Genomic DNA, 19,506 nt, shown 5'->3' on the forward strand with positions numbered 1-19,506 from the left:
ACGTATTATTCCTGCATTTTCCGGATCATATCCCACATTGCTTTTGCACTGTTAAAATTCTCAGGTTTCAGTTGAGCCACATTTACCTCAACATCGAATGCCTCATTTATAGCATTTACAATATAAATAATATCAAACGAAACCAGTATTCCATCATCAATGAGTGCTTCTTCGTTCTCAAAATCAACGTCAGGTCTTGCGCCTTTTAATATCTCCATTAATTCATCCATTTTTAATCTTCCCCTTCTTAATTACTGTATATTCTTACATATGAAAACAATTTGTTTCATAGGTATTATTACTATTTCTTAGCATTCTGTATGAGCCATCTTCTTCCTTAACGTACACTGCAGGAAGATCCCTGCTCAAGAACAGATATATGCCCTCTGTAATTGAATATGCTCCTATGTTCTTAAAACTCAACCTGTCTCCGATCTTTGGTTCGGATATCATGACAGCTCGGGCAATCATATCATTAAATGAACATAGGGATCCATACAGGTCACATGGAACTACATCAGTTTCTTTTCCCTTCTCCGGCACAATTACAGGCGTTTTCATCACCATGTTCTGTCCATAATAGCTTATATGGTTTCTGCCACCGTCAAGAATTAGTATCGGAGCCTCCGGCGTGCCTTTAACATCAGCAACGGATGTAACATACTCACCGCAGGAAGCCACAAAAAATCTACCCATTTCAAGGTTCACACGATAACTATAATTTGCAGAAGAGATAAATCTTACCATTTCCTCGTACACTGAATAATAGTCATCAAAATCATCTCCGATAAAATATGGCACTCCAAGTCCCGGTCCATATTCAAGTAGTTCCGCCTCGAAAGCATATTTATCCTTTAACCTGTCAATAAACTCTTCAAGAAGTTTAAGCTCAGATTCAATCTTACTATATTTCTTTTTCTGGGTACCAGTAAAATAATGAATTCCGATGACTTTAACGCCCGAATGTCCAGCGCTGTCTTTGATGATTTCCTCAATGCAGCTCTGATCCATTCCGAATTGTGCTCCATTGGAAAGCCTTGGAAGAAGGCTAATACTGATATCGGTCCCTTCAACCTGTCTAACAATCTCATGATATTGATGCATTGATTCAGCAGTAAATAGTCTTACACCATACTCAATAGCATCAGCGATCATCCCGACTTCCTTATTTACACCTGATAAAATAATCTTTCCCGGATTTACTCCGTACTGTATGCATATCTTAAGTTCGCCCCATGAGCACACTTCAAAATGATCAACATATTTATCCATATACGGAATAAGAAATGAATTCGCTTTTACAGCATAGCAAAAGCGCAGATCATCATCGGTATATTTTTCTCTTATTGTATTCAGCTCAACAAGGTGTCTGCGTAATATACTCTCATCAAAACAATAATATGGAGTTTTCAATTCTTTATTGTCTATCAATTTAACTCCTTTTTATAAGAAAGAATGTCGCGAGTATGCATCGATATTTCCTCGTATTTAATAAAAAAGCGTCAAGCATAATCTCTATTCTTGACGCTACAAAATTATAGCATTAACACATGGTTTTGTCATTATATCGTTGCATCTTTGCGCTATATAAAAAAATATTTTCAATCAAATACATCCTCACCAAAGCGTACTTTTGCATGAACTTTTATAGCTTCAACGCATTTCTCAAATCCAAGCTTGCTGCTGTCAAGGCAGAGATCATAATTCATTGCGTCAGTCCATTCATGACCTGTGTGGTGTTTGTAATACTCTGCGCGATACTTATCTTCACGGGCACAGAATTTTTCAAGTTCTTTTCCCTTCAAAGGCTGAACCTTCGCAGCCTGCTCCATCAGGAAATCATGAGGCGCATGAACAAAGACGCTAAGCACATTATCAAAGTTCTTCAGGACGAAGTCAGCACATCTTCCAACAATTACGCAGGGTTTAGTTTTGGCGAGCTTCTTGATAGACTCGGCCTGGAAGTTAAAGAGATTGTCAGGGGAAGTAAATTCACTGCTTTCAGGGCCGATAATTTCTCCCTTATATACGTTTACAGGCACCCTCAAAAAGCCTGTCTTCCTGAATTTTTCATCTGCATCAAGAAACAGCCCTTCACTGATTCCGCTTTCTTCAGAAGCCAGCTTTATCAGCTCTTTATCGTAATAATGTATTCCAAGTTCATTAGCGAGCATTTCGCCCACGGTTCTTCCGCCGCTTCCATATTGTCTTGCAATTGTAATGACTATATTTTTCATGGTACTCTACTCTCCTAAATAAGCTTTCTTGATTGATTCATCATTCAGAAGTTCGCTGGCAGGTCCTTCTTTGACGATTTTGCCGGTTTCTAGTACATAGGCTCTGTTGGCTATTGATAGAGCTTTCTTGGCGTTCTGCTCTACTAAAAGAACTGTCACGCCGTCCTTGTTGACATCCTGAATGATCTGGAATATCTCGTTTACAAAAATGGGCGAAAGTCCCATTGATGGTTCATCCATAAGGATTATCTCAGGATGTGACATGAGTGCTCTTCCCATGGCAAGCATCTGTTGTTCGCCGCCGCTAAGAGTTCCTGCAAGCTGTGTTTTTCTTTCCTTAAGTCTTGGAAATCTCTTGTAGACCATTTCAAGGGTTGCGTCGATTTCTGCTTTATCTTTTCTGGTATAGGCTCCCATCTTGAGGTTCTGAAGGACTGTCATTTCAGCAAAAACACGTCTTCCCTCAGGAACCTGAGCCATTCCGAGACTTACAATCTTGTGATTTGCGATCTTTGTCAGCTCGTTCCCCTTATATTTGATTTCTCCTTTATCAGCCTGGATAAGGCCTGATAATGTGTGGAGGGTTGTTGTCTTTCCTGCGCCGTTTGCACCGATCAGCGCGACAACTTCTCCCTTATCCACATGAAAAGAGATATCTTTTAATGCCTGAATTACTCCATAATATACACTTAAATCTTTAACCTCTAATAAAGTTTCCATATACTATCCTTAAGTTTTATTGTTATGCTCTACTCTCCAAGATACGCCTTGACTACGTCGGGATGTGTGAGGACTTCTCTGGTCTCACCCTGGCAGAGAACACGACCGAAATTTAACACGGTCAGTTTCTCACAGATTCCTGATACAAGTTTCATATCGTGCTCGATCAGTAGTATTGTCATGTTGAACTTTTTGCGAACAAGGGCGATGGTTTCCATAAGTTCCTGGGTTTCATTAGGATTCATGCCTGCTGCCGGCTCATCGAGAAGAAGGAGCTTGGGACTTGTAGCCATGGCTCTTGCAATCTCAAGTTTACGCTGCTTTCCGTATGGAAGATTGGATGCAAGTGTATCTTTTTCCTCTTCAAGCCCAAATACTGATAAAAGGCGCAGAGCCTCTTCATCCATCTCTTTTTCCACCTTTTTATATTTGCCAAGATGAAAAATGCCTTCAATAGTGCTGTATTTAAACCTTTCCGTCAAGCCCACCTTAACATTGTCCAAAACTGACATATTCTTAAAGAGCCTGATGTTCTGAAAAGTTCTTGCAATTCCCTCATGATTGATCTCTGTTGTGCTCTTTCTTGTAATATCCTCACCGTCCAGACGGATAATTCCCTCATTTGGCTTGTAAACACCTGTCAAAAGGTTGAAAACAGTTGTTTTCCCTGCGCCGTTTGGACCTATCAGACCATAAAGCTCGCCTTTTTCTATTCTAAGATTAAAATCATCAACGGCTCTTAGTCCGCCGAATGAAATACAAAGATTGTTAACTTCCAGTAATGCCATGTCAAACCTCTCATTATCATATTTTCTTACTGTCTCTTCAGACTAAACTTTCCAAAAGTTCTTTTCCTGAATTCAATTACCTTAGGTGACCAGTTAACTATCATCATAACGATAAGAACAATTGAATATATCAGCATTCTGTAAGTACTAAATCCTCTAAGAAGCTCCGGAAGAAGATACAAGATACATGCTGCTATAACACTTCCTCTGATATTTCCAATTCCTCCAAGCACCACGTAGACAAGAATCATGATTGAAGCATTGTACCCGAAATACTGTGAAGACGCTGTTAGCGTCGTAATATTATGTGAAAAAAGAACTCCTGCCGCTCCTGCGATTGCAGCTGAAATAATGAATGCCATCATCTTGTATCTGGTAACATTGATTCCGGTTGCCTCAGCAGCAATGTAATTGTCTCTGACTGCCATTATTGCTCGTCCATCTCTTGAATTAACAAGATTAAGCACAACGAAAAGAGATAATAAAAGAACTATGATTCCCACTGTAAAGCTGGAATTATGTGGTGTTCCGGTAATTCCCATCGCACCGTTTACAATAAGCTGCCCATCGGGTTCAAGTCCAAGCTCCATGGAGTTTTTCAGAGAAAAATGAACCCCTTTTCCATCAATCCCAATGTAAAAAGCATTTATAACGTTCTTAATAATCTCGCCAAAAGCCAGTGTAACGATTGCAAGATAATCTCCCTTAAGTCTAAGAACAGGAATTCCGATCAAGAATCCAAATAGAGCTGAGATAGCTATTCCGATAACAAATGCAAGAACAAATCTTAGAGCTGAGGGAAGTGTATTTTCCGTAACCTTTGAAAAAAATGCGCTTGTAAAAGCACCTATACACATAAAGCCACAGTGTCCAATACTGAGTTCTCCAAGTATCCCGACGCACAGATTAAGTGCAACCGCTATGACCGCATAATATGTCATCGGCACCAGAAGTCCCTTCATATGGCTTGATAAATTTCCCGTTACAGATAATATTTGAAAAATAACATAGGCTGCAACTACTATGCCGTATGTTATCAGATTGTCCTTAGACTTTTTTGTCAGGTTCATGTTGAATCTCCATTCTCAGAATTAGTATTTGGCAAAATTTTCTTTTGCCCGTTCATCATTATATATATCAGACTTTTTCCTGAATAACCTTGCCTAAGATTCCGGTTGGTCTTACTAAAAGAACTATTACCAGGATTCCGAACACTATTGCATCTGAAAGCTGTGATGAAATATATGTCTTACTAAGTATTTCCACGATTCCAAGGACAAGTCCGCCTATCATGGCGCCGGGAATTGAACCGATTCCACCAAGCACCGCTGCAACAAACGCCTTGATTCCCGGCATCGCTCCGGTGTAAGGAGAAAGAGAAGGATATGCAGAGCACAGAAGCGCACCAGCAATTGCCGCCAGAGCAGAACCTATAGCAAAAGTAATCATGATTGTTCTGTTTACATTTATACCCATGAGGGCTGCAGCGCCTTTATCTTCTGCAACAGCAAGCATTGCCTGGCCCTGCTTTGTCTTTTTGATAAAAAGCTGTAATCCCACAAGGACAATAAGACTTATCGCTATAGTAACGATCGTAACGCCCTGAATTCGTAGTTGTCCGTCAGCAAAAGAAAGACCTTCCCACTTTACGACAGAAGAAAAAGATTTGATGTCTGCGCCAAATATTAAAAGAGCCACATTTTCAAGAAAATAACTTACTCCTATAGCAGTTATCAGCACTGCAAGCGGTGATGCCGCGCCCCTCAAAGGCCTGTACGCCACAAATTCAGTTGTGATACCAAGAAGTGTGCAAAGAATAATCGCTGCAATGATTCCGATAAATGAATTGCCTGAAAGTGCTCCGCTCACAGAAAAGATAATGTAACACCCCACCATGATAAAATCACCGTGCGCAAAATTCAGCATCTTTGCGATTCCGTACACCATAGTATAACCAAGCGCAATTATCGCGTAGATACTTCCCAGACTTAATCCGCTAATGAGATAAGTTAAAAAACTGCTCATTCATGTCCTCCAAAAAAGTTAATTTTAATCTTATTTCTTTTAACATTATATAACTAAAAAAATATTGTGTGTAGAAAAACGGGGGACACCTTTGGCAGCATCCCCCGTTGGAAAATCTTTACATTAAGTCATCGAATAAAACAACTTCCAATCACTGTGCTGAAACATACGCACCATTTTTGATAACAACCGCCTTTGGCTGCTTGTTAGGCTCACCACTGGCATCCCAGGTCATCTTTTCTGATGTAAGTCCCTTAGCTTCAATCTCTGTCATTGCACTCTTCAATGCTTCACAAAGGTCTGAAACACTCATATCAGGTGTAAGATTCTTTGCCTCGATTGCCTGCTTGATGATATAAACTGCATCGTAAGCATCTGCTGCAAACTGGTTAGGAGTCTCACCATATTTCTCCTGATACTTGGTAACGAAGTTAACTGTAAGGTCATCCTTGGCATCTGCTGCGAAAGGCGTAAGAAGCATAACGCCCTCAGCAAGGGATGTATCAAAGTTTTCAACTGTAAGGATTCCATCAAGACCATCTACACCAAAGAATATAGGTGAATATCCCATTGTATTTGCCTGTGTAAGGATAAGTGAAGCATCTTTATAATAGATAGGAAGGAAAACAAGATCTGCGCCTGCGTCCTTAGCCTTCTGAAGCTGAACTGAGAAGTCTGTATTGTTGTCCTGTGTGAAAGCTTCAGCAGAAACAACTTCGTAGTTCTTTCCTGCAGATTCTTCTACAAACTTCTGATAAATTCCGCTTGAATAAACATCTGAACTGTCATAGATGATACCAACCTTTGTTGCAAGGTTGTTGTCTGAAATATACTGAGCAGAAGCAATTCCCTGGTTAGGATCTGAGAAACATACTCTGAAAACATTGTCATACTTAACACAGTCAACTGCTGAACCTGATGGTGTAAGCTGGAACATATTGTCAGCCTTGGTATTCTCAGAAACTGCAATTGAGCATGCACTTGTTGTAGAACCAACTAAAACCTGCATTCCCCAGTCCTTAAGAGTATTATAAGCATTTACAGATTTCTCGGCATTAAGCTCATCATCCTCTTTGCTGTACTCAACCTGGTAACCGTTGATTCCGCCCTTTTCATTGATCTCTGCTACTGCAAGCTCTGCTGCGTTACATACAGCATTTCCATATGCAGCTGCGCCGCCTGACAAAGGTCCGATCGCACCAAATTTAAAAGTTCCTCCACCTGCTGCAGAACCTGTAGATTCCGCATTTCCGCATCCGGCAAGCATTGCCATCGCCATTGCTGCTGAACAGACTAAACTAACTGCTTTGTTTAACTTCTTCATAAATAAAACCTCCTCAGACAAAATAAAGAATTACTGTTCACTCGCTTGCAGCTCGCTCCAGTAACCAATTCGCGCATTCATTCCAATTCGACTTCGTCGAAGGAATGCGCTCACTACTGAATCATTTTCTCACGAAATACGCAGCGTAGTGCGCATTTCTGCATAATCAGTAGTCCTAAAGTTAAATGTATATTTGTATACAATTCATCTACTTTTAAAGATTAAAGTATTATAGTGAAAAAGTCAATGCTAATAAATACATTTTATTGTACGAAATATAGTAGATTGCATTTGTACATTATGATTGTTAGAATTAATTAAAGGGGGATGAACATTATGCTTCAATTATCTTACTTAGGAATTGCTTTTGCAGTAGTGTTCTATTTTGTTTTTGGTATCGCGGTTCGTCTTATGGAACTTAGCGACAAGCAGCGCAATAAGGCGCGGCTCAGAATAATCTTAATTTCGTTTGCCACGACAAGCGCATCTTCGCTTTTTGCAGGATTAATTAATCTCAACAGCAAAAAGATTATTTTGGGTGTCTTATTGGTTTTGCTTTCTTTTGTAACTTTCGTTTTTCTTGCAGGTATTCTGATTGAACTCCACCAGATTAAGACTAAAATTAAAATTCGCAGATTTATGGTTCTGTTTGATAAGGTAAGTTGCTTTATTAACGAAGGAAAAACGCAGGAAGAAATTCTTGCATATCTTGTAGAAATCCAAAAATTAACTGTAAAAGAAGCAAAAGATTTTCTGGAATTTATTTCGGATCCAACTAACTACCAATTTCTTTCAGATGTCAACCAAAAAATCCATGAGTCTCAGATTTTCAAGAATTGATAGCTTAAACGATTTACTTAAACGATTTATTATCTTTCTTAAATAATTCTTTAAAATGTATTAAATTTAGTTAATAAATATGATAATATTATGAAGTAGAAAGTAATTGATCACCGATAAGAAAACAATTGGTGATCGATTAGCCGACCAGCTTTTCTAATTATTGTCAGCTAATCAAAATCGTTTTAAGTAATTGCATTAGAAAGGAGTAACATCAGATGGGAAACAACCAACTGCGCTATTCTCCGTTCAAGCCAAACTTGAAAACAGCTGAAGTATTTGCATGGGGTGATCCGGAGTATAATTTATTTGATCAACTTAATGAAAAATATGAGAAAAGTCATCCAGAGTTCATGACACTCTCATCATATGAAAAAATGGTTATCAGACAACAGATTCACCATGAGGCCATTGGTCTCACACCACTAAACTTAATAAAAGCATTCGTCGAAGATCCACAGTTCGATGAATTCCGTTCGGTTTCGCCGTACTAAATATCTAAAATCTATAAGGATGCGCTAAGCCATCCTACTTATTTCGTAGCAAGCGTGCTACGAAATAGTAAATTACATAATGCATGTATGTAAATATATAAAGGATATCAACCATCATTAAATGGTCGGTATCCTTTTTCTATTGGTTTTATTCATCCTGCTCGTCCGAGAACTGCACATTTCTGAGCTTTTGCGCTTACTCCCGTCAGGAAATTCTTAACTTCATGATATATCTTGTACTTATAACCTACATTTCATCAATCAGCGCTTGTATTCCGCCTTGTTTGAAGATATCTTTGTAGTAGCTAACTTCTCGCTTAATGATTGAATCAATCTGGCGCATGCCAAGGAGTTCGACAGGGGCTTTGTCGTCGGTCATGATGTGGCCTGTGGAGGTATAGGGGATGGCAAGGCCTTGTGCCCTTTTCATCATCGCTTTGAGGTCATCATTTTTCTCAAGAGCGACATCGTTGTTTAGGCGAGTCAACATACTGCCTCCGCAGGTTGCAAATAATTCTTTGTTTGTGGAACCAGGGACGTCCACGATTATTACTTCATCAAATACTGATGATATGGTATCTGCCAGGTACGTGTTGATGCTTGAAGCATCCGTACCAAATACGCCCGGATTTGATAATATCACTGTGTTTCCTGCTCCATCATTAGCATCCTCATCGCTGTACATATTCATATTTACAACCATCACTCCCTCAGGAGAAAGATGTTCTTTTACCATGGTGAAAAACTCTGATGAAGACATCTGAAATGGTATCGTAATATCCTGATAGGCATCCACCATTATAACATCATATTTGTTCTTATCAGCAGCCAGGTATGCTCTTCCGTCATAGGTTGTCACTTTTGTCTCATCTGACAGCCCAAAGTACTGATGAGCCAGGTCAGTGATTTTGTCATCTATTTCCACGCCTTCAATGTTTACATTATCAAAATAGCGTGAAAGCTGCGTTGCATAAGTTCCTGAGCCCATTCCAAGTATAAGCACTTCAAGATTCTTTTCTTTGAGAGCTTCTTTTTGCCTTATTCCGGTCATGAAAGGGGCTGCCATCGCATAATCATAGTACATTCCGGTAAGACCGCTTTCCTTCATATAAACTGACTGGACACCAAAAAGTACGTTTGTTGAAAGAATCACGCTGGAAGGAGTCTCTTTTACCTGAAGATAATTGTAGACAGACTCTCCTTCATAAGTCAGGTTCTTTTCCCAGAAAGCAAAACTTGGGTTATAGCCAAAGCCGCAGCTTAGAGCAAAAATAAGTATGCTGGATACGATCTTTACTGCATCTTTCTTCTTAATGCCGCTGCTAGCAAAATATATGATTGATAGAATAAGAAGTATTCCTGCAAAGATAAGAAATGTTATCGCAGTTCCAACCGCAGGGATTGTCACAAAAGTCGGGACGAAGGTTCCGATAATGCTTCCGATTGTGTTGAATGCACCGAGAGTTCCGATTATCTTTCCATTATCTTCAAGGGAATCCGTTGTATATTTAGCAAGGCTCGGGGTTACTGTGCCCAAGAGAAAAAGTGGAAACACAAATACTATCATGCAGACTGCAAATGCTGCTATAACAAGGAAATTGCTGTTGATCGTCAGTATCACTATTCCTGAAACTGCAAGAATAATGTATTTTCCAAGCACAGGAATAAGTCCAATCCAAATAGCTGCGATAATTATCCTTCCATAAAGCTTGTCAGGATTCGGGTCACTGTCTGCTTTCTTGCCGCCATAGATATTTCCCAGCGCCATTGCGATCATTATCGTGCCAATGATTATAGTCCATACAATCTGTGAAGAACTAAAATAAGGTGCAAGAAGTCTACTTGCACCAAGTTCAACCGCCATGACTGACATTCCGGAGAAGAACTCCGTCATATATAGAAATAATTTATTGCTCAGAATTGCCTTTTTTTCCATACTTCCTCCTCAAAAACCTAACGATATAAAGGTGACATAAGGTCTTTCGCTCACTCGCAATCAAACTTGTAGTGGATTTAGGCTTTTGTCCCTTACATCATATAATATAAATATTCACGCTGCATTCCCCAAGTTCCTGAGTAATGCGCTCTTTCATTCTTTTTACGATATCACTGACTTCCTCAAAAGTCATGTCAGAACGAAATTCAAGACCTATATCTATTATCTTGTTCTTGCCGTTTACTCTGCTCTTCACATCCCCAAGAGTTTCATACGCGTCAAAAAACTCATTTAAAACCTTAACAATCTTAAGCTGACTTTCTTCATCCAAAGTCATATCGGCAAGCTCAATCACAGCTCCGCGAAGATAATCCAAAACCATCTTTCCGAAAAACATGGCAATAATGATGCTTACCACCGGCGAAAAAAATCTTATCCAGGATGTCTTTGCAAAAACAATGCTTATGGCGATAGTTGCGATTGATATAAAGTCAAATCCAAATTCTTTCTGTGCGCTAAGGTATGCTGTATGAAGCATTCTGCTGTGTTCTTTTTGGAAAAGAGCCCTTTCTTTTTTCATGATAAAAAAATCTATAAGGACGCCAAGAATGCTGACTCCCAAAGCAAGGAACAAATCGCCCTCTTCCGACGAGCCTCTTATAATCTTCCTCACAGCAAAAAACACTATGCAGAAAAGTCCTGCGATATCAAATACCTCGCAGCAAAGAGCCACTATGGCTTCAACCTTGCCTGTGCCGTAATTGAACCTGAACTTTAAATTCTTATTAAGCTTTTGTGAAAGAAACAGTATGATTATTCCCGGCACAACTATGCTGAAATTCTCGATAAATTCCAGCCATAATACCATGGAATCACTGGCCGTCGCTGCAATGAATGCTGCAACAGTTCCGGGAATGCGCCACAGTAAAAGGAGCAGTGCAAGTTTTTGCTGTTTCTCAAGTACTTCAGCCTTCATATCATTCCTCATCCATTAAGTCGTAGCTTATCTCATCAAGCTCCGCATGATAGTATTCTGCCCAGCTGTATTGATTCATATAATCACCGGTATACCTGTACTTGGATTCATTCTGGTTATCAAGCCAGTCGTACAGGTCACATTCAATCTTATCCTTTGCAATTGCCATGCTTCCACGCTGTTTAAGTATTATTCCTTCAAGTTTTAGTTTATTAAAAGTATTCTGAAGATCCTGCCTTAAGTTACACAGATAGGAAAGCTTTTTGTCCGGATCTCCGTCATCTTCCCAAAGAGAAGCAATTATCTCGCCATTAGTGGTCTGAGCTCCTCTGTTATTAACTAAAAGAGCTACAATCTCCTTGGTTCTCTTATACTTAAATTCCACAGGCTCTCCATCAACAAAAAGTTCAAAGTTTCCAAAGGTCTGGGCAAATATTCTCTTATATTTTTTCCTTATTTCCGGATATCTTAAGGATTCAAGCTCATACTTAACATCTTTTCCCATGCAGGGCTTTTTGATATATCCGCTTGCATGAAGCTTCATGGCATCATAAGCAGAATCTGTGTGCTCAGACAGAAATATCAGATTAATAAAGGGATTTAATTCCTCTAAATATCTTCCAAGATCTATTCCGTTTAATTCAGGCATATTTACATCAAGAATCGCCACATCAATTTCTTCTTCACGGGCTTTTGCCAGTGCAGAAAGAGAACTGTCAAATAAGAATAATGTAGAATCCGGTGATTCCTTTGTAAGGATTTTTTCTATTTTTGATAAGGAAGCCTTATCACCATCTACTGCTAAAATGTTCATTTTCCCCCTCCATCCGGCAAAGAAATCGCCTTTATATTCTGATTTTTTCTCTGCTGAGCAGTCATATGAAGAGGGTCAGCTTCCCCAATAACCAGCGTCTCACCATCATTCAGCGCCGCCTCATGCAAAGGGCCTGCATTCATATCCGCAAGAACAAGCGCCGCGAACCTGTCATAATTATCCTCGTCAATAACAGGAAAATGATATTTCATTCTGTACCAGTGCTCCGGATCATATCCGGCCGTGCCTATATACAGCCTGTCCGCTGTCCCCGCAACTTCATCGACACCGGCCAGAGCCCCCAGCTCCAGGCCATAGTCCTCACAAAACAGCATTCCATAGGCCTTTAAGATTCTATCTCTCACAGTCTCATCACTGCCATTCTTATTCTTTCTTCCTGTAGCAGTATCCATTATCTTATAATAAAGTTCCTGATTTTCTTCGCTGTCATCAAAGCCAACAATCGCATCAAACAGCTCTTTTTCACTGACATTCTCTGCTATCGCCACTTTCTTCACCTCCTGGTAATTCTTACCTACTAATTCGTACTAACTCGTTCATGATCAACCAATTTATTTAAATATAAACTATACATACCCTACCTGAGAATATTGCAAATGCCAGTACTTTACCCCATAAACGGTAACACTCCATTTAGGAAAATATTTGTCAGCATCTCTGCTATACTCTCCGGGGAAGCCGCAAATTCTTCAGCTGTCCACTTGTGAAGTATACCGATAGTGCAGCCTATTATCCCCGCAATCATATATGAAAACTGTTCCCTGGAAGAAGCCCCCGGAACACGAATATTCGTTACATTAGTTACATACCGGTGAAACATCGTCATTGCCTTCTCAAGAAATCCGTCGCCATGGGGGCTCTCAAGAAGATTTGAAAGAAATGGATTCTGGCGAGTGTAATTACAGATTGCAAGAAAATATGATCTGCACATCTCCTTGTCATTTTGCGGATGAAAAGACTCCATAAGAGTAAAAATATCTTCTATAGTTTTATCTTCCGCAGCAGTGACAAGCGCCGGAACATTTTCATAGTGATTGTAAAAAGTGCTTCTTACAATTCCTGCCTTTTTGATCACATCCGATACAGTAATCTTCTCAAAGTCTTTTTCCCTGATAAGCAGAAAGAATGCTTCCATTATGGCTTCTTCAGCCGTGCTGTATCTCTCATCAAGCTCGTTCATGAATTAAATACCTCTATACAACAATGTAACGGCCCCCCGTTATGGGAAAGCCGTTAACAATTAAACAACTTTAATTATACTATATCACGCCGCAGGATTTTCTATAAGTGCATCCTGACGTTTTATCTTGCCAGTTGAATTTCTTATAAATGGCGTTTTTCTGATAACCAGTGCTGTGATATGCCTGTAAGTAGGCTGACTTAAGTTATACTCATCAATAAATTTCTGTATTAAATCTCTTGTTTCCTCATCAGAATATTTTTTCTTCTCAATTACGTCTGCATCAGGATAAACCCTTGCTGTAAGGCCATTATTTTCTCCGGTGACGACAACTTCTCCAATAAGTGGATTTAATGAAAGCTTATTCTCAATTTCCTCAGGTGAGACATTTTCTCCGTTTGACATTATTATCAGATTCTTGACTCTTCCGTTTATGAAAAGATATCCATCCTCATCAATATAACCCTTATCACCGGTGTGAAGCCATCCATCAACAATAGTCTCCTCCGTTTCCCTGGGCATCTTGTAATATCCCTTCATAACACTGCTTCCCTTTACAAGTATCTCTCCATTTTCAAAAGATACTTCTACATTCTTAAGGAGCTTTCCAATAGATCCAGGCTTATGATTTTCCGGAGTATTGCTGGAAATAACAGGCGAACATTCACTCATTCCATAGCCTTCCAAAATATCTATTCCATATTCCGCGAATTTCTCAATATAGTAAGGATCAAGATGCGCACCGCCTGTAAAGATAATCCTAAGTTTTCCGCCGAATACTTTTTCAGCGATTCCTTTTCTTATAACTGCCATTATCTCATCTGGTACACTTCCCTGAGCGCCTGTCTTTGCAATATCAGCGTTTTCAAGTGCTTCCTGTTCTGCTGCCGAGAGTTTCTTATAAATAGTCTCGATCATAAGAGGAACCATCAGCATGACCTGTGGCTTAAATATTCCCATGTTCCTTACCATATGTATAAAAGAATCATTTATGCAGATAACTGCACCCAAAGACATTGTCTTTAAGTAGTCCATAACAAGGCAATAGGCATGGTGGATAGGAAGAACACTAAGCACAACACATCCCGGTTCTGTATAATACTCAACATATTTCACGTTATCTGAAAGATTCTCCTGAGTAAGCATAACACCTTTACTCTTACCGGTAGTTCCAGATGTATAAATGATTGTAGCTATCTCTGAACTATCTGCTCCCTCCACATCCTTCTCGTTCATATAAAATGCAGCGAATTCACTTGGCGAAAGCATCCATATTTTGCGTATCAGAGGACATTCAGAAAGCACCCTCTCTGCCAGATTGCCTTTTGACGGAGCCAGGAAAAGAGCTTCTGAATCAGACCTCTGTAGCAGCTCTATAAGTTCATCATCAGGAAGGCCTGCATCAAGCGGTACAGCCACATTTTGTCCTGACACTATTCCAAGATAGCCTTCAATCCACTCAGGCGAACTCGTTCCAATAAGTGCGATATGAGCCTTATTAAAACCGTTTTCTTCCAGCATGCACCTTACATGTTTTACGTACTCATTAAGTTCATTATATGTTTTTTCGTGGATGTCCTTCTTCTCAAGCCAGCGAACAGCCGGAAGGTTCTTGTGGTTTTCTACTATTGTCTCCCACAACGTTCTTATGTTTTTCATATTCCTCACCCCACAAGCGCAAGCTCATCAAGAACTCCAAGTGCATCTCCTATTGTAAGAATATTCATCACCTTGTTTTCTTCAAGCTCAACGTCAAATTCATCTTCAAGCTCGCCAAGAAGTGACATAAAATCAAGCGAGCTAAATCCCAGATCTTCACGGAAACGGAATCCATTTTTCATATCCTTTGGTTCCACGTCGCAGTACCTTGAAACTATTTCTTTAAACTTTTTCTCTCTACTCATAATTCTTCCTCCTCATCTATCTTGCTGGTATACAATAAGCTCTTAAATGCAGATACCTTTGCATCTCATACTGCCTTCATAAGTTCATCTACTGTGATGTCCGGCTTTTCTATCCCTGTAAAAAGAATCCTCATCAGATAGTAGTTCATAAGTTCCACATCCTTTTCTGATAGCTGAGCCGTCTGATAATGATATGAGAAATTCATTCCTCCATCTTCTGTATGGGAAACTGTGAGATACATCTTCTTGGTGGCTGCGCCGTTAGCAAACCACTTTGAATGCATCGGTATATCTTTAAGAAATGGATTTTCCATCTTAACCGACATTGGCTGATAAGTAAGATAGCAGCTCTCATAAGTAGTATCATCGGGAGTATTAAACCGTTTTTTTATCTCATCATAAATAAGCGCCGGATCATAATTACTATGCATATATATTCTGTTCTGGACATTTTGTATCTCATAAGCCGCCGATAAAAAATCCGTGTCTCCTGCTATGACCGTTCTGCAAGGAAACATGATTGTCCTGCTGCCCCCGGATGTCCATTCATCTTTGGTTGATCTTCTTGATATGAAATTTTGAATAGATATATCTTCCTGACCATCATTTTGTTTGGAAAGATATGTTCGGATACCCATTAAAAGAAGATTTGTCATGGATATGGAATGATTCATGCAAAAATCTATAAGTCGTTTTGAAGGTTCCGCTTCAAGCTTATAATCTTTTACCGCCACAAAAAGTTCTTTTCGCTCGATATCTGCTGAACGAAGTTTGGGATCATGATGAATCTCTCTTGCTTTCTCCAAAACTGAAGGTCCCTGAATATCTGAATAGATTGGCTCTCCAAGCTCATCAAGCTGCTCATCCCAAAACTTTTTATCCTTCATAAAACGTTTCTCATTGGAAGCTTTACTCAGGTCATTTTCAAGAACAGTCTCAAAATCCGCAAGGTCAGCGGGGTACTCAGAACCAAACTTATAATGAGTGTACAAAGACATGATATCGTTGGTCATCACTACAACTCCGCAGGAATCAATAAGCCTGTGATCCATATGGATAAAAAAGCCGTTGTAGCCGTCGGGAAGCTTCATCATGAATACTTCGCACATAGGAATATCATCACCATCAAAAGTCTGATATGCCCAGCTCTGCATTATAGTGTCCGCTTCCTCCATGGTCTTATCAGAGAGGTCTTTAAACGGTATATCCCTGTCGTCCTTTTTAACTATGTACTGTTTTACTTCGCCCCTTTTGTCAGCCTTGGTAAATCTGACTCTCATACACCCATAGCGTTCAATTTCTTTTTTAATGCATTTCTTCAATAGCTCAAAATCTATGTCTGCCTTAAGTGACGCCACAATGCTAAGTCCTGAAACCTGCTGCGTACCATATTCTTTTATCCATCTATAGTGCATGTTCTGCGCTGCAGTCAGTGAGTATGTTTTCTTCATATCGTCCCTCCTCATTAAAATGATGCAAAGATAAAAAGTGATGTCACGGATTGTTTCGTGCAACGTGCTCTCACAATTCTGCCTCATCGAAATTGACGATATCACATTTAAAAATGCACTTCCATACCCCCTGGCACTTAATGAACATCCCCGGCAAAAGTGACCGAAACATATCGAACAAATCTTATAAATATGTATGATATCTTGAATCAAATATCATAAACACTTATTTACTTTATATGTACAAGCAAATAGGCCCTTCATTATAGATATATAGAAAAACCACCTGCACACTTTAATCTAAAAATGTGCAGGTGGTTTTTTACCTATTCTGATAATCCATCTGTCTTATCCTGGCACGACTTATCTTTCCATTGGAAGTTCTTGGAAGTGAATCCACAAATGAGATTATTCGTGGATATTTATATAGGGCGGCTCTCTTTTTTACATATTCCTGAAGCTCTGTTCCAAGCTTTGGGCTGCCTTCGTAGCCACTGTTTAAGATAACTGAGGCCTTAACAACTGCGCCTCTTGTTTTGGAGGGAAATCCTGTGACAGCGCACTCAAAGACAGCGGGATGTTTCATCAGAATATCTTCAACTTCAGATGGCCCTATACGATAGCCGCTGGACTTAATGACATCATCATTTCTTCCCATAAAGAAATAGTATCCGTTTTCATCCTGAAAAGCCTTGTCATTTGTGTGGTAAACTCCATTTTTCCACACTTCTTTGTACAGTTCTTCATCCCCAAGATAGCCCTTGAGAACCCCAAGAGGCCGTTTTCCATCCTTGGGAATAATAACCATCTCGCCTTCTGTTCCTCGTGGCACTTCTGCTCCGTCCTCATCCACAATTTTAATGTCATAGAGAGGTGAAGCTTTACCAATCGTCCCCAGCTTTTCAGGTTCTTTTCCATCACCAACCTGATTGCATATCAAAAGAGCTGTCTCAGTCTGGCCAAAGCCTTCTCTTACAAAAAGACCTGTCATTCTTGTGAATTTTTCTGATACTGTTCCTGGCATAGTCTCTCCGGCAGTTGTAGTGTGTCTTAGAGCTGACAGGTCATACTTTGTCAGATCTTCCAGAACCAGATATTTATATATTGTAGGCGGGGCGCAGAAAGTATTGACTTTCTCTTCCATAAGGACTCTTAGAAAATCTCCCGCATAAAACTGCTCATAGTCATAGACTAAAATCGCAGCCTCCAAAAACCACTGTCCATAGAGTTTTCCCCATGCAGACTTAGCCCACCCGGAATCAGCCACAGTAAGATGAAGGTCACCTGACTTTATTCCATGCCAGTTTTTCGCCGTAAAAATATGAGCTATCGGATAAGAAAAATCATGTATCACAGCCTTTGGCTCACCACTTGTGCCTGAAGTAAAATAATAGAGCATGTCATCAGAAACGCTTGTAGGTACTCTGAAAAGCTTTTCTGTGCTTCTTTCAAGCATTTCATGAAAGCTTACAGTGTTCTCAAATTTCTTTCCAACAGTGATCTGTAACATTCCTGTTTTCCCGGCAGCTTCCTTTACCTTATTACAGATATCATCAGCATTTACGCAGATCACCGCTCTTACTGATGCCTTTTTTGCTCGCTCTGTAATATCCTCAGCAGATACCATATGGGATGTTGGAATTGCAACAGCGCCAAGCTTGTGAAGCGCAAGAATGCTTATCCAGAATTCCACCCTTCTTTTTAAAAGGAGCATGACTGCGTCACCTTTTCTTACGCCAAGTCCCTTAAGCATATTTGCTGCTTTACTGGATAATCTGCTGATATCAGAAAAAGTATATTTTTTCACCACTCCATCTGCGCTCCTGTGAACAAGCGCAAGATTATCAGGCTTTTCTTTTCCCAGTCTGTCTATCACATCATAGGCAAAATTAAAGTTCTCAGGATATCTTGTCTCAATCCCTGTTATTTCGCCGTTTTTCCCGATTATTTCCTTATAAAATTCCTCATATAAAAAAGCCATATCTTAATAACCGACCTTTCTGAACTTCCTATATCTTCCCTCAAGAAGACTAGTGGTATCCTGCTCCCTTAACTTCAAAAATTCTTTATAAATATCACCGGATAGCTTTTTCATATCAGAGTTATCAACAATCTTATCAATCAGACCAAGAGAATAGAGCTTATCAGCAGTAAGCGAAAGGGCATCTGCTGCCTTAGAAGCTTTTCCTGTATCTTTCCAGAGGATATTTGCACAGTTTTCGGGTGATACCACGCTAAAATAAGCATCTTTTAGCATCCAAATCCTGTCAGCATGAGATAGCGCCAAAGCTCCGCCGCTTCCACCTTCTCCAATAACGATTGAAAGTATCGGCGTTTTAAGTGTGGACATCTCATAAAGGTTGTCGGCAATTGCCCTTCCCTGGCCATGTTCCTCAGCTTCTATTCCACAGAAGGCACCGGCAGTATCAACAAAGCAAAGGATAGGTCTTCCAAACTTCTCAGCCTGTTTCATGAGTCTTAGCGCCTTTCTGTAGCCTTCCGGATTAGCGCTTCCAAAATTGTGAACGATCCTGTCTTTGGTATTTTTCCCCTTTTCTATTCCAATGACAGTAACAGGTATATCCTCTATAAAGCCAATTCCACCTATGACAGCTTTATCATCGCCATAAAGTCTGTCACCGTGAAGCTCCATAAAATCACTTACAGTCCCTTCTATATAATCCTTTGCTGTGAGCCTTCCTTCCATTCTGGCTCTCAGCACAATGTCATAATCATCAATTTTCATACCAACCATCCTCTGTAATGGCAAGAATCATCCCTGATATCTTGCAATAC

20 protein-coding genes are annotated in these 19,506 nt (G+C 39.8%); 2 read left to right on the forward strand and 18 right to left on the reverse strand.

Annotation, left to right across the window (positions count from 1 at the left end):
- Positions 1 to 5 precede the first annotated feature (5 nt).
- The 8 genes from BM086_RS05715 to BM086_RS05750 all read right to left on the reverse strand — a co-directional run bounded on the left by BM086_RS05715 (position 6) and on the right by BM086_RS05750 (position 7,094).
- Positions 6 to 230 (reverse strand): acyl carrier protein, encoded by a 225-nt coding sequence (locus tag BM086_RS05715; protein ID WP_092324734.1) that lies wholly within the window; start codon positions 228 to 230, stop codon positions 6 to 8.
- A 34-nt stretch (positions 231 to 264) separates the two neighbouring features.
- Entirely contained in the window at positions 265 to 1,431 is a 1,167-nt protein-coding gene (locus tag BM086_RS05720; protein WP_092324736.1) for a diaminopimelate decarboxylase family protein, read from the reverse strand.
- Between the two features lie 170 nt (positions 1,432 to 1,601).
- On the reverse strand, positions 1,602 to 2,237 hold the full coding sequence (locus tag BM086_RS05725) for a cytidylate kinase-like family protein (protein ID WP_092324738.1): 636 nt from the start codon (positions 2,235 to 2,237) through the stop codon (positions 1,602 to 1,604).
- Between the two features lie 6 nt (positions 2,238 to 2,243).
- Positions 2,244 to 2,957 (reverse strand): ABC transporter ATP-binding protein, encoded by a 714-nt coding sequence (locus BM086_RS05730; protein WP_092324741.1) that lies wholly within the window; start codon positions 2,955 to 2,957, stop codon positions 2,244 to 2,246.
- 29 nt (positions 2,958 to 2,986) lie between these two features.
- A complete protein-coding gene (locus BM086_RS05735; protein WP_092324743.1) occupies positions 2,987 to 3,745 on the reverse strand; it encodes an ABC transporter ATP-binding protein in 759 nt (252 codons plus the stop codon).
- Between the two features lie 26 nt (positions 3,746 to 3,771).
- Positions 3,772 to 4,815, reverse strand: coding sequence for a branched-chain amino acid ABC transporter permease (locus BM086_RS05740; RefSeq protein WP_092324745.1), 1,044 nt, complete (start codon positions 4,813 to 4,815; stop codon positions 3,772 to 3,774).
- A gap of 67 nt (positions 4,816 to 4,882) precedes the next feature.
- Entirely contained in the window at positions 4,883 to 5,770 is an 888-nt protein-coding gene (locus BM086_RS05745; RefSeq protein WP_092324747.1) for a branched-chain amino acid ABC transporter permease, read from the reverse strand.
- Between the two features lie 151 nt (positions 5,771 to 5,921).
- Positions 5,922 to 7,094: an ABC transporter substrate-binding protein gene (locus BM086_RS05750; RefSeq protein WP_092324749.1), complete on the reverse strand. Its 1,173-nt coding sequence runs from the start codon at positions 7,092 to 7,094 to the stop codon at positions 5,922 to 5,924.
- 336 nt (positions 7,095 to 7,430) lie between these two features.
- On the opposite strand from BM086_RS05750, the gene BM086_RS05755 reads away from it, so the two are divergent.
- Together BM086_RS05755 and BM086_RS05760 are read left to right on the forward strand one after the other, a co-directional pair.
- The gene (locus BM086_RS05755) at positions 7,431 to 7,934 is read left to right on the forward strand and encodes a hypothetical protein (RefSeq protein WP_092324751.1); all 504 of its coding nucleotides are present in this window, start codon (positions 7,431 to 7,433) and stop codon (positions 7,932 to 7,934) included.
- 218 nt (positions 7,935 to 8,152) lie between these two features.
- Entirely contained in the window at positions 8,153 to 8,428 is a 276-nt protein-coding gene (locus BM086_RS05760; protein WP_092324753.1) for a hypothetical protein, read from the forward strand.
- Between the two features lie 247 nt (positions 8,429 to 8,675).
- Here BM086_RS05760 and BM086_RS05765 read toward each other — a convergent pair whose 3' ends face one another.
- The 10 genes from BM086_RS05765 to accA form a co-directional block, all read right to left on the reverse strand.
- Positions 8,676 to 10,364 (reverse strand): spermidine synthase, encoded by a 1,689-nt coding sequence (locus BM086_RS05765; protein ID WP_092324755.1) that lies wholly within the window; start codon positions 10,362 to 10,364, stop codon positions 8,676 to 8,678.
- A gap of 97 nt (positions 10,365 to 10,461) precedes the next feature.
- Positions 10,462 to 11,340: a cation transporter gene (locus tag BM086_RS05770; RefSeq protein ID WP_175560126.1), complete on the reverse strand. Its 879-nt coding sequence runs from the start codon at positions 11,338 to 11,340 to the stop codon at positions 10,462 to 10,464.
- A 1-nt stretch (position 11,341) separates the two neighbouring features.
- On the reverse strand, positions 11,342 to 12,154 hold the full coding sequence (locus BM086_RS05775) for a response regulator (RefSeq protein ID WP_092324759.1): 813 nt from the start codon (positions 12,152 to 12,154) through the stop codon (positions 11,342 to 11,344).
- Positions 12,151 to 12,663: a hypothetical protein gene (locus BM086_RS05780; protein WP_092324761.1), complete on the reverse strand. Its 513-nt coding sequence runs from the start codon at positions 12,661 to 12,663 to the stop codon at positions 12,151 to 12,153. The genes BM086_RS05775 and BM086_RS05780 overlap by 4 nt, the downstream gene beginning before the upstream one ends.
- A 119-nt stretch (positions 12,664 to 12,782) precedes the next feature.
- Positions 12,783 to 13,355, reverse strand: a complete 573-nt coding sequence (locus BM086_RS05785; protein WP_092324763.1) for a TetR/AcrR family transcriptional regulator — start codon at positions 13,353 to 13,355, stop codon at positions 12,783 to 12,785.
- 84 nt (positions 13,356 to 13,439) lie between these two features.
- Positions 13,440 to 15,014 carry an AMP-binding protein gene (locus tag BM086_RS05790; protein WP_092324765.1) on the reverse strand — a complete coding sequence of 525 codons (1,575 nt, stop codon included), beginning with the start codon at positions 15,012 to 15,014 and terminating at the stop codon, positions 13,440 to 13,442.
- A 5-nt stretch (positions 15,015 to 15,019) separates the two neighbouring features.
- Positions 15,020 to 15,259 (reverse strand): phosphopantetheine-binding protein, encoded by a 240-nt coding sequence (locus BM086_RS05795; RefSeq protein WP_092324767.1) that lies wholly within the window; start codon positions 15,257 to 15,259, stop codon positions 15,020 to 15,022.
- A 65-nt stretch (positions 15,260 to 15,324) separates the two neighbouring features.
- Entirely contained in the window at positions 15,325 to 16,710 is a 1,386-nt protein-coding gene (locus tag BM086_RS05800) for a condensation domain-containing protein (RefSeq protein ID WP_092324769.1), read from the reverse strand.
- A 322-nt stretch (positions 16,711 to 17,032) separates the two neighbouring features.
- A complete protein-coding gene (locus BM086_RS05805; protein ID WP_092324771.1) occupies positions 17,033 to 18,691 on the reverse strand; it encodes an AMP-binding protein in 1,659 nt (552 codons plus the stop codon).
- A 3-nt stretch (positions 18,692 to 18,694) separates the two neighbouring features.
- Entirely contained in the window at positions 18,695 to 19,456 is a 762-nt protein-coding gene (gene accA / locus BM086_RS05810) for a carboxyltransferase subunit alpha (RefSeq protein ID WP_092324773.1), read from the reverse strand.
- Between the last annotated feature and the right edge of the window lie 50 nt (positions 19,457 to 19,506).

Origin of the sequence: Butyrivibrio sp. YAB3001 (genome assembly GCF_900112195.1) — a bacterium.
GTDB lineage: Bacteria > Bacillota > Clostridia > Lachnospirales > Lachnospiraceae > Butyrivibrio.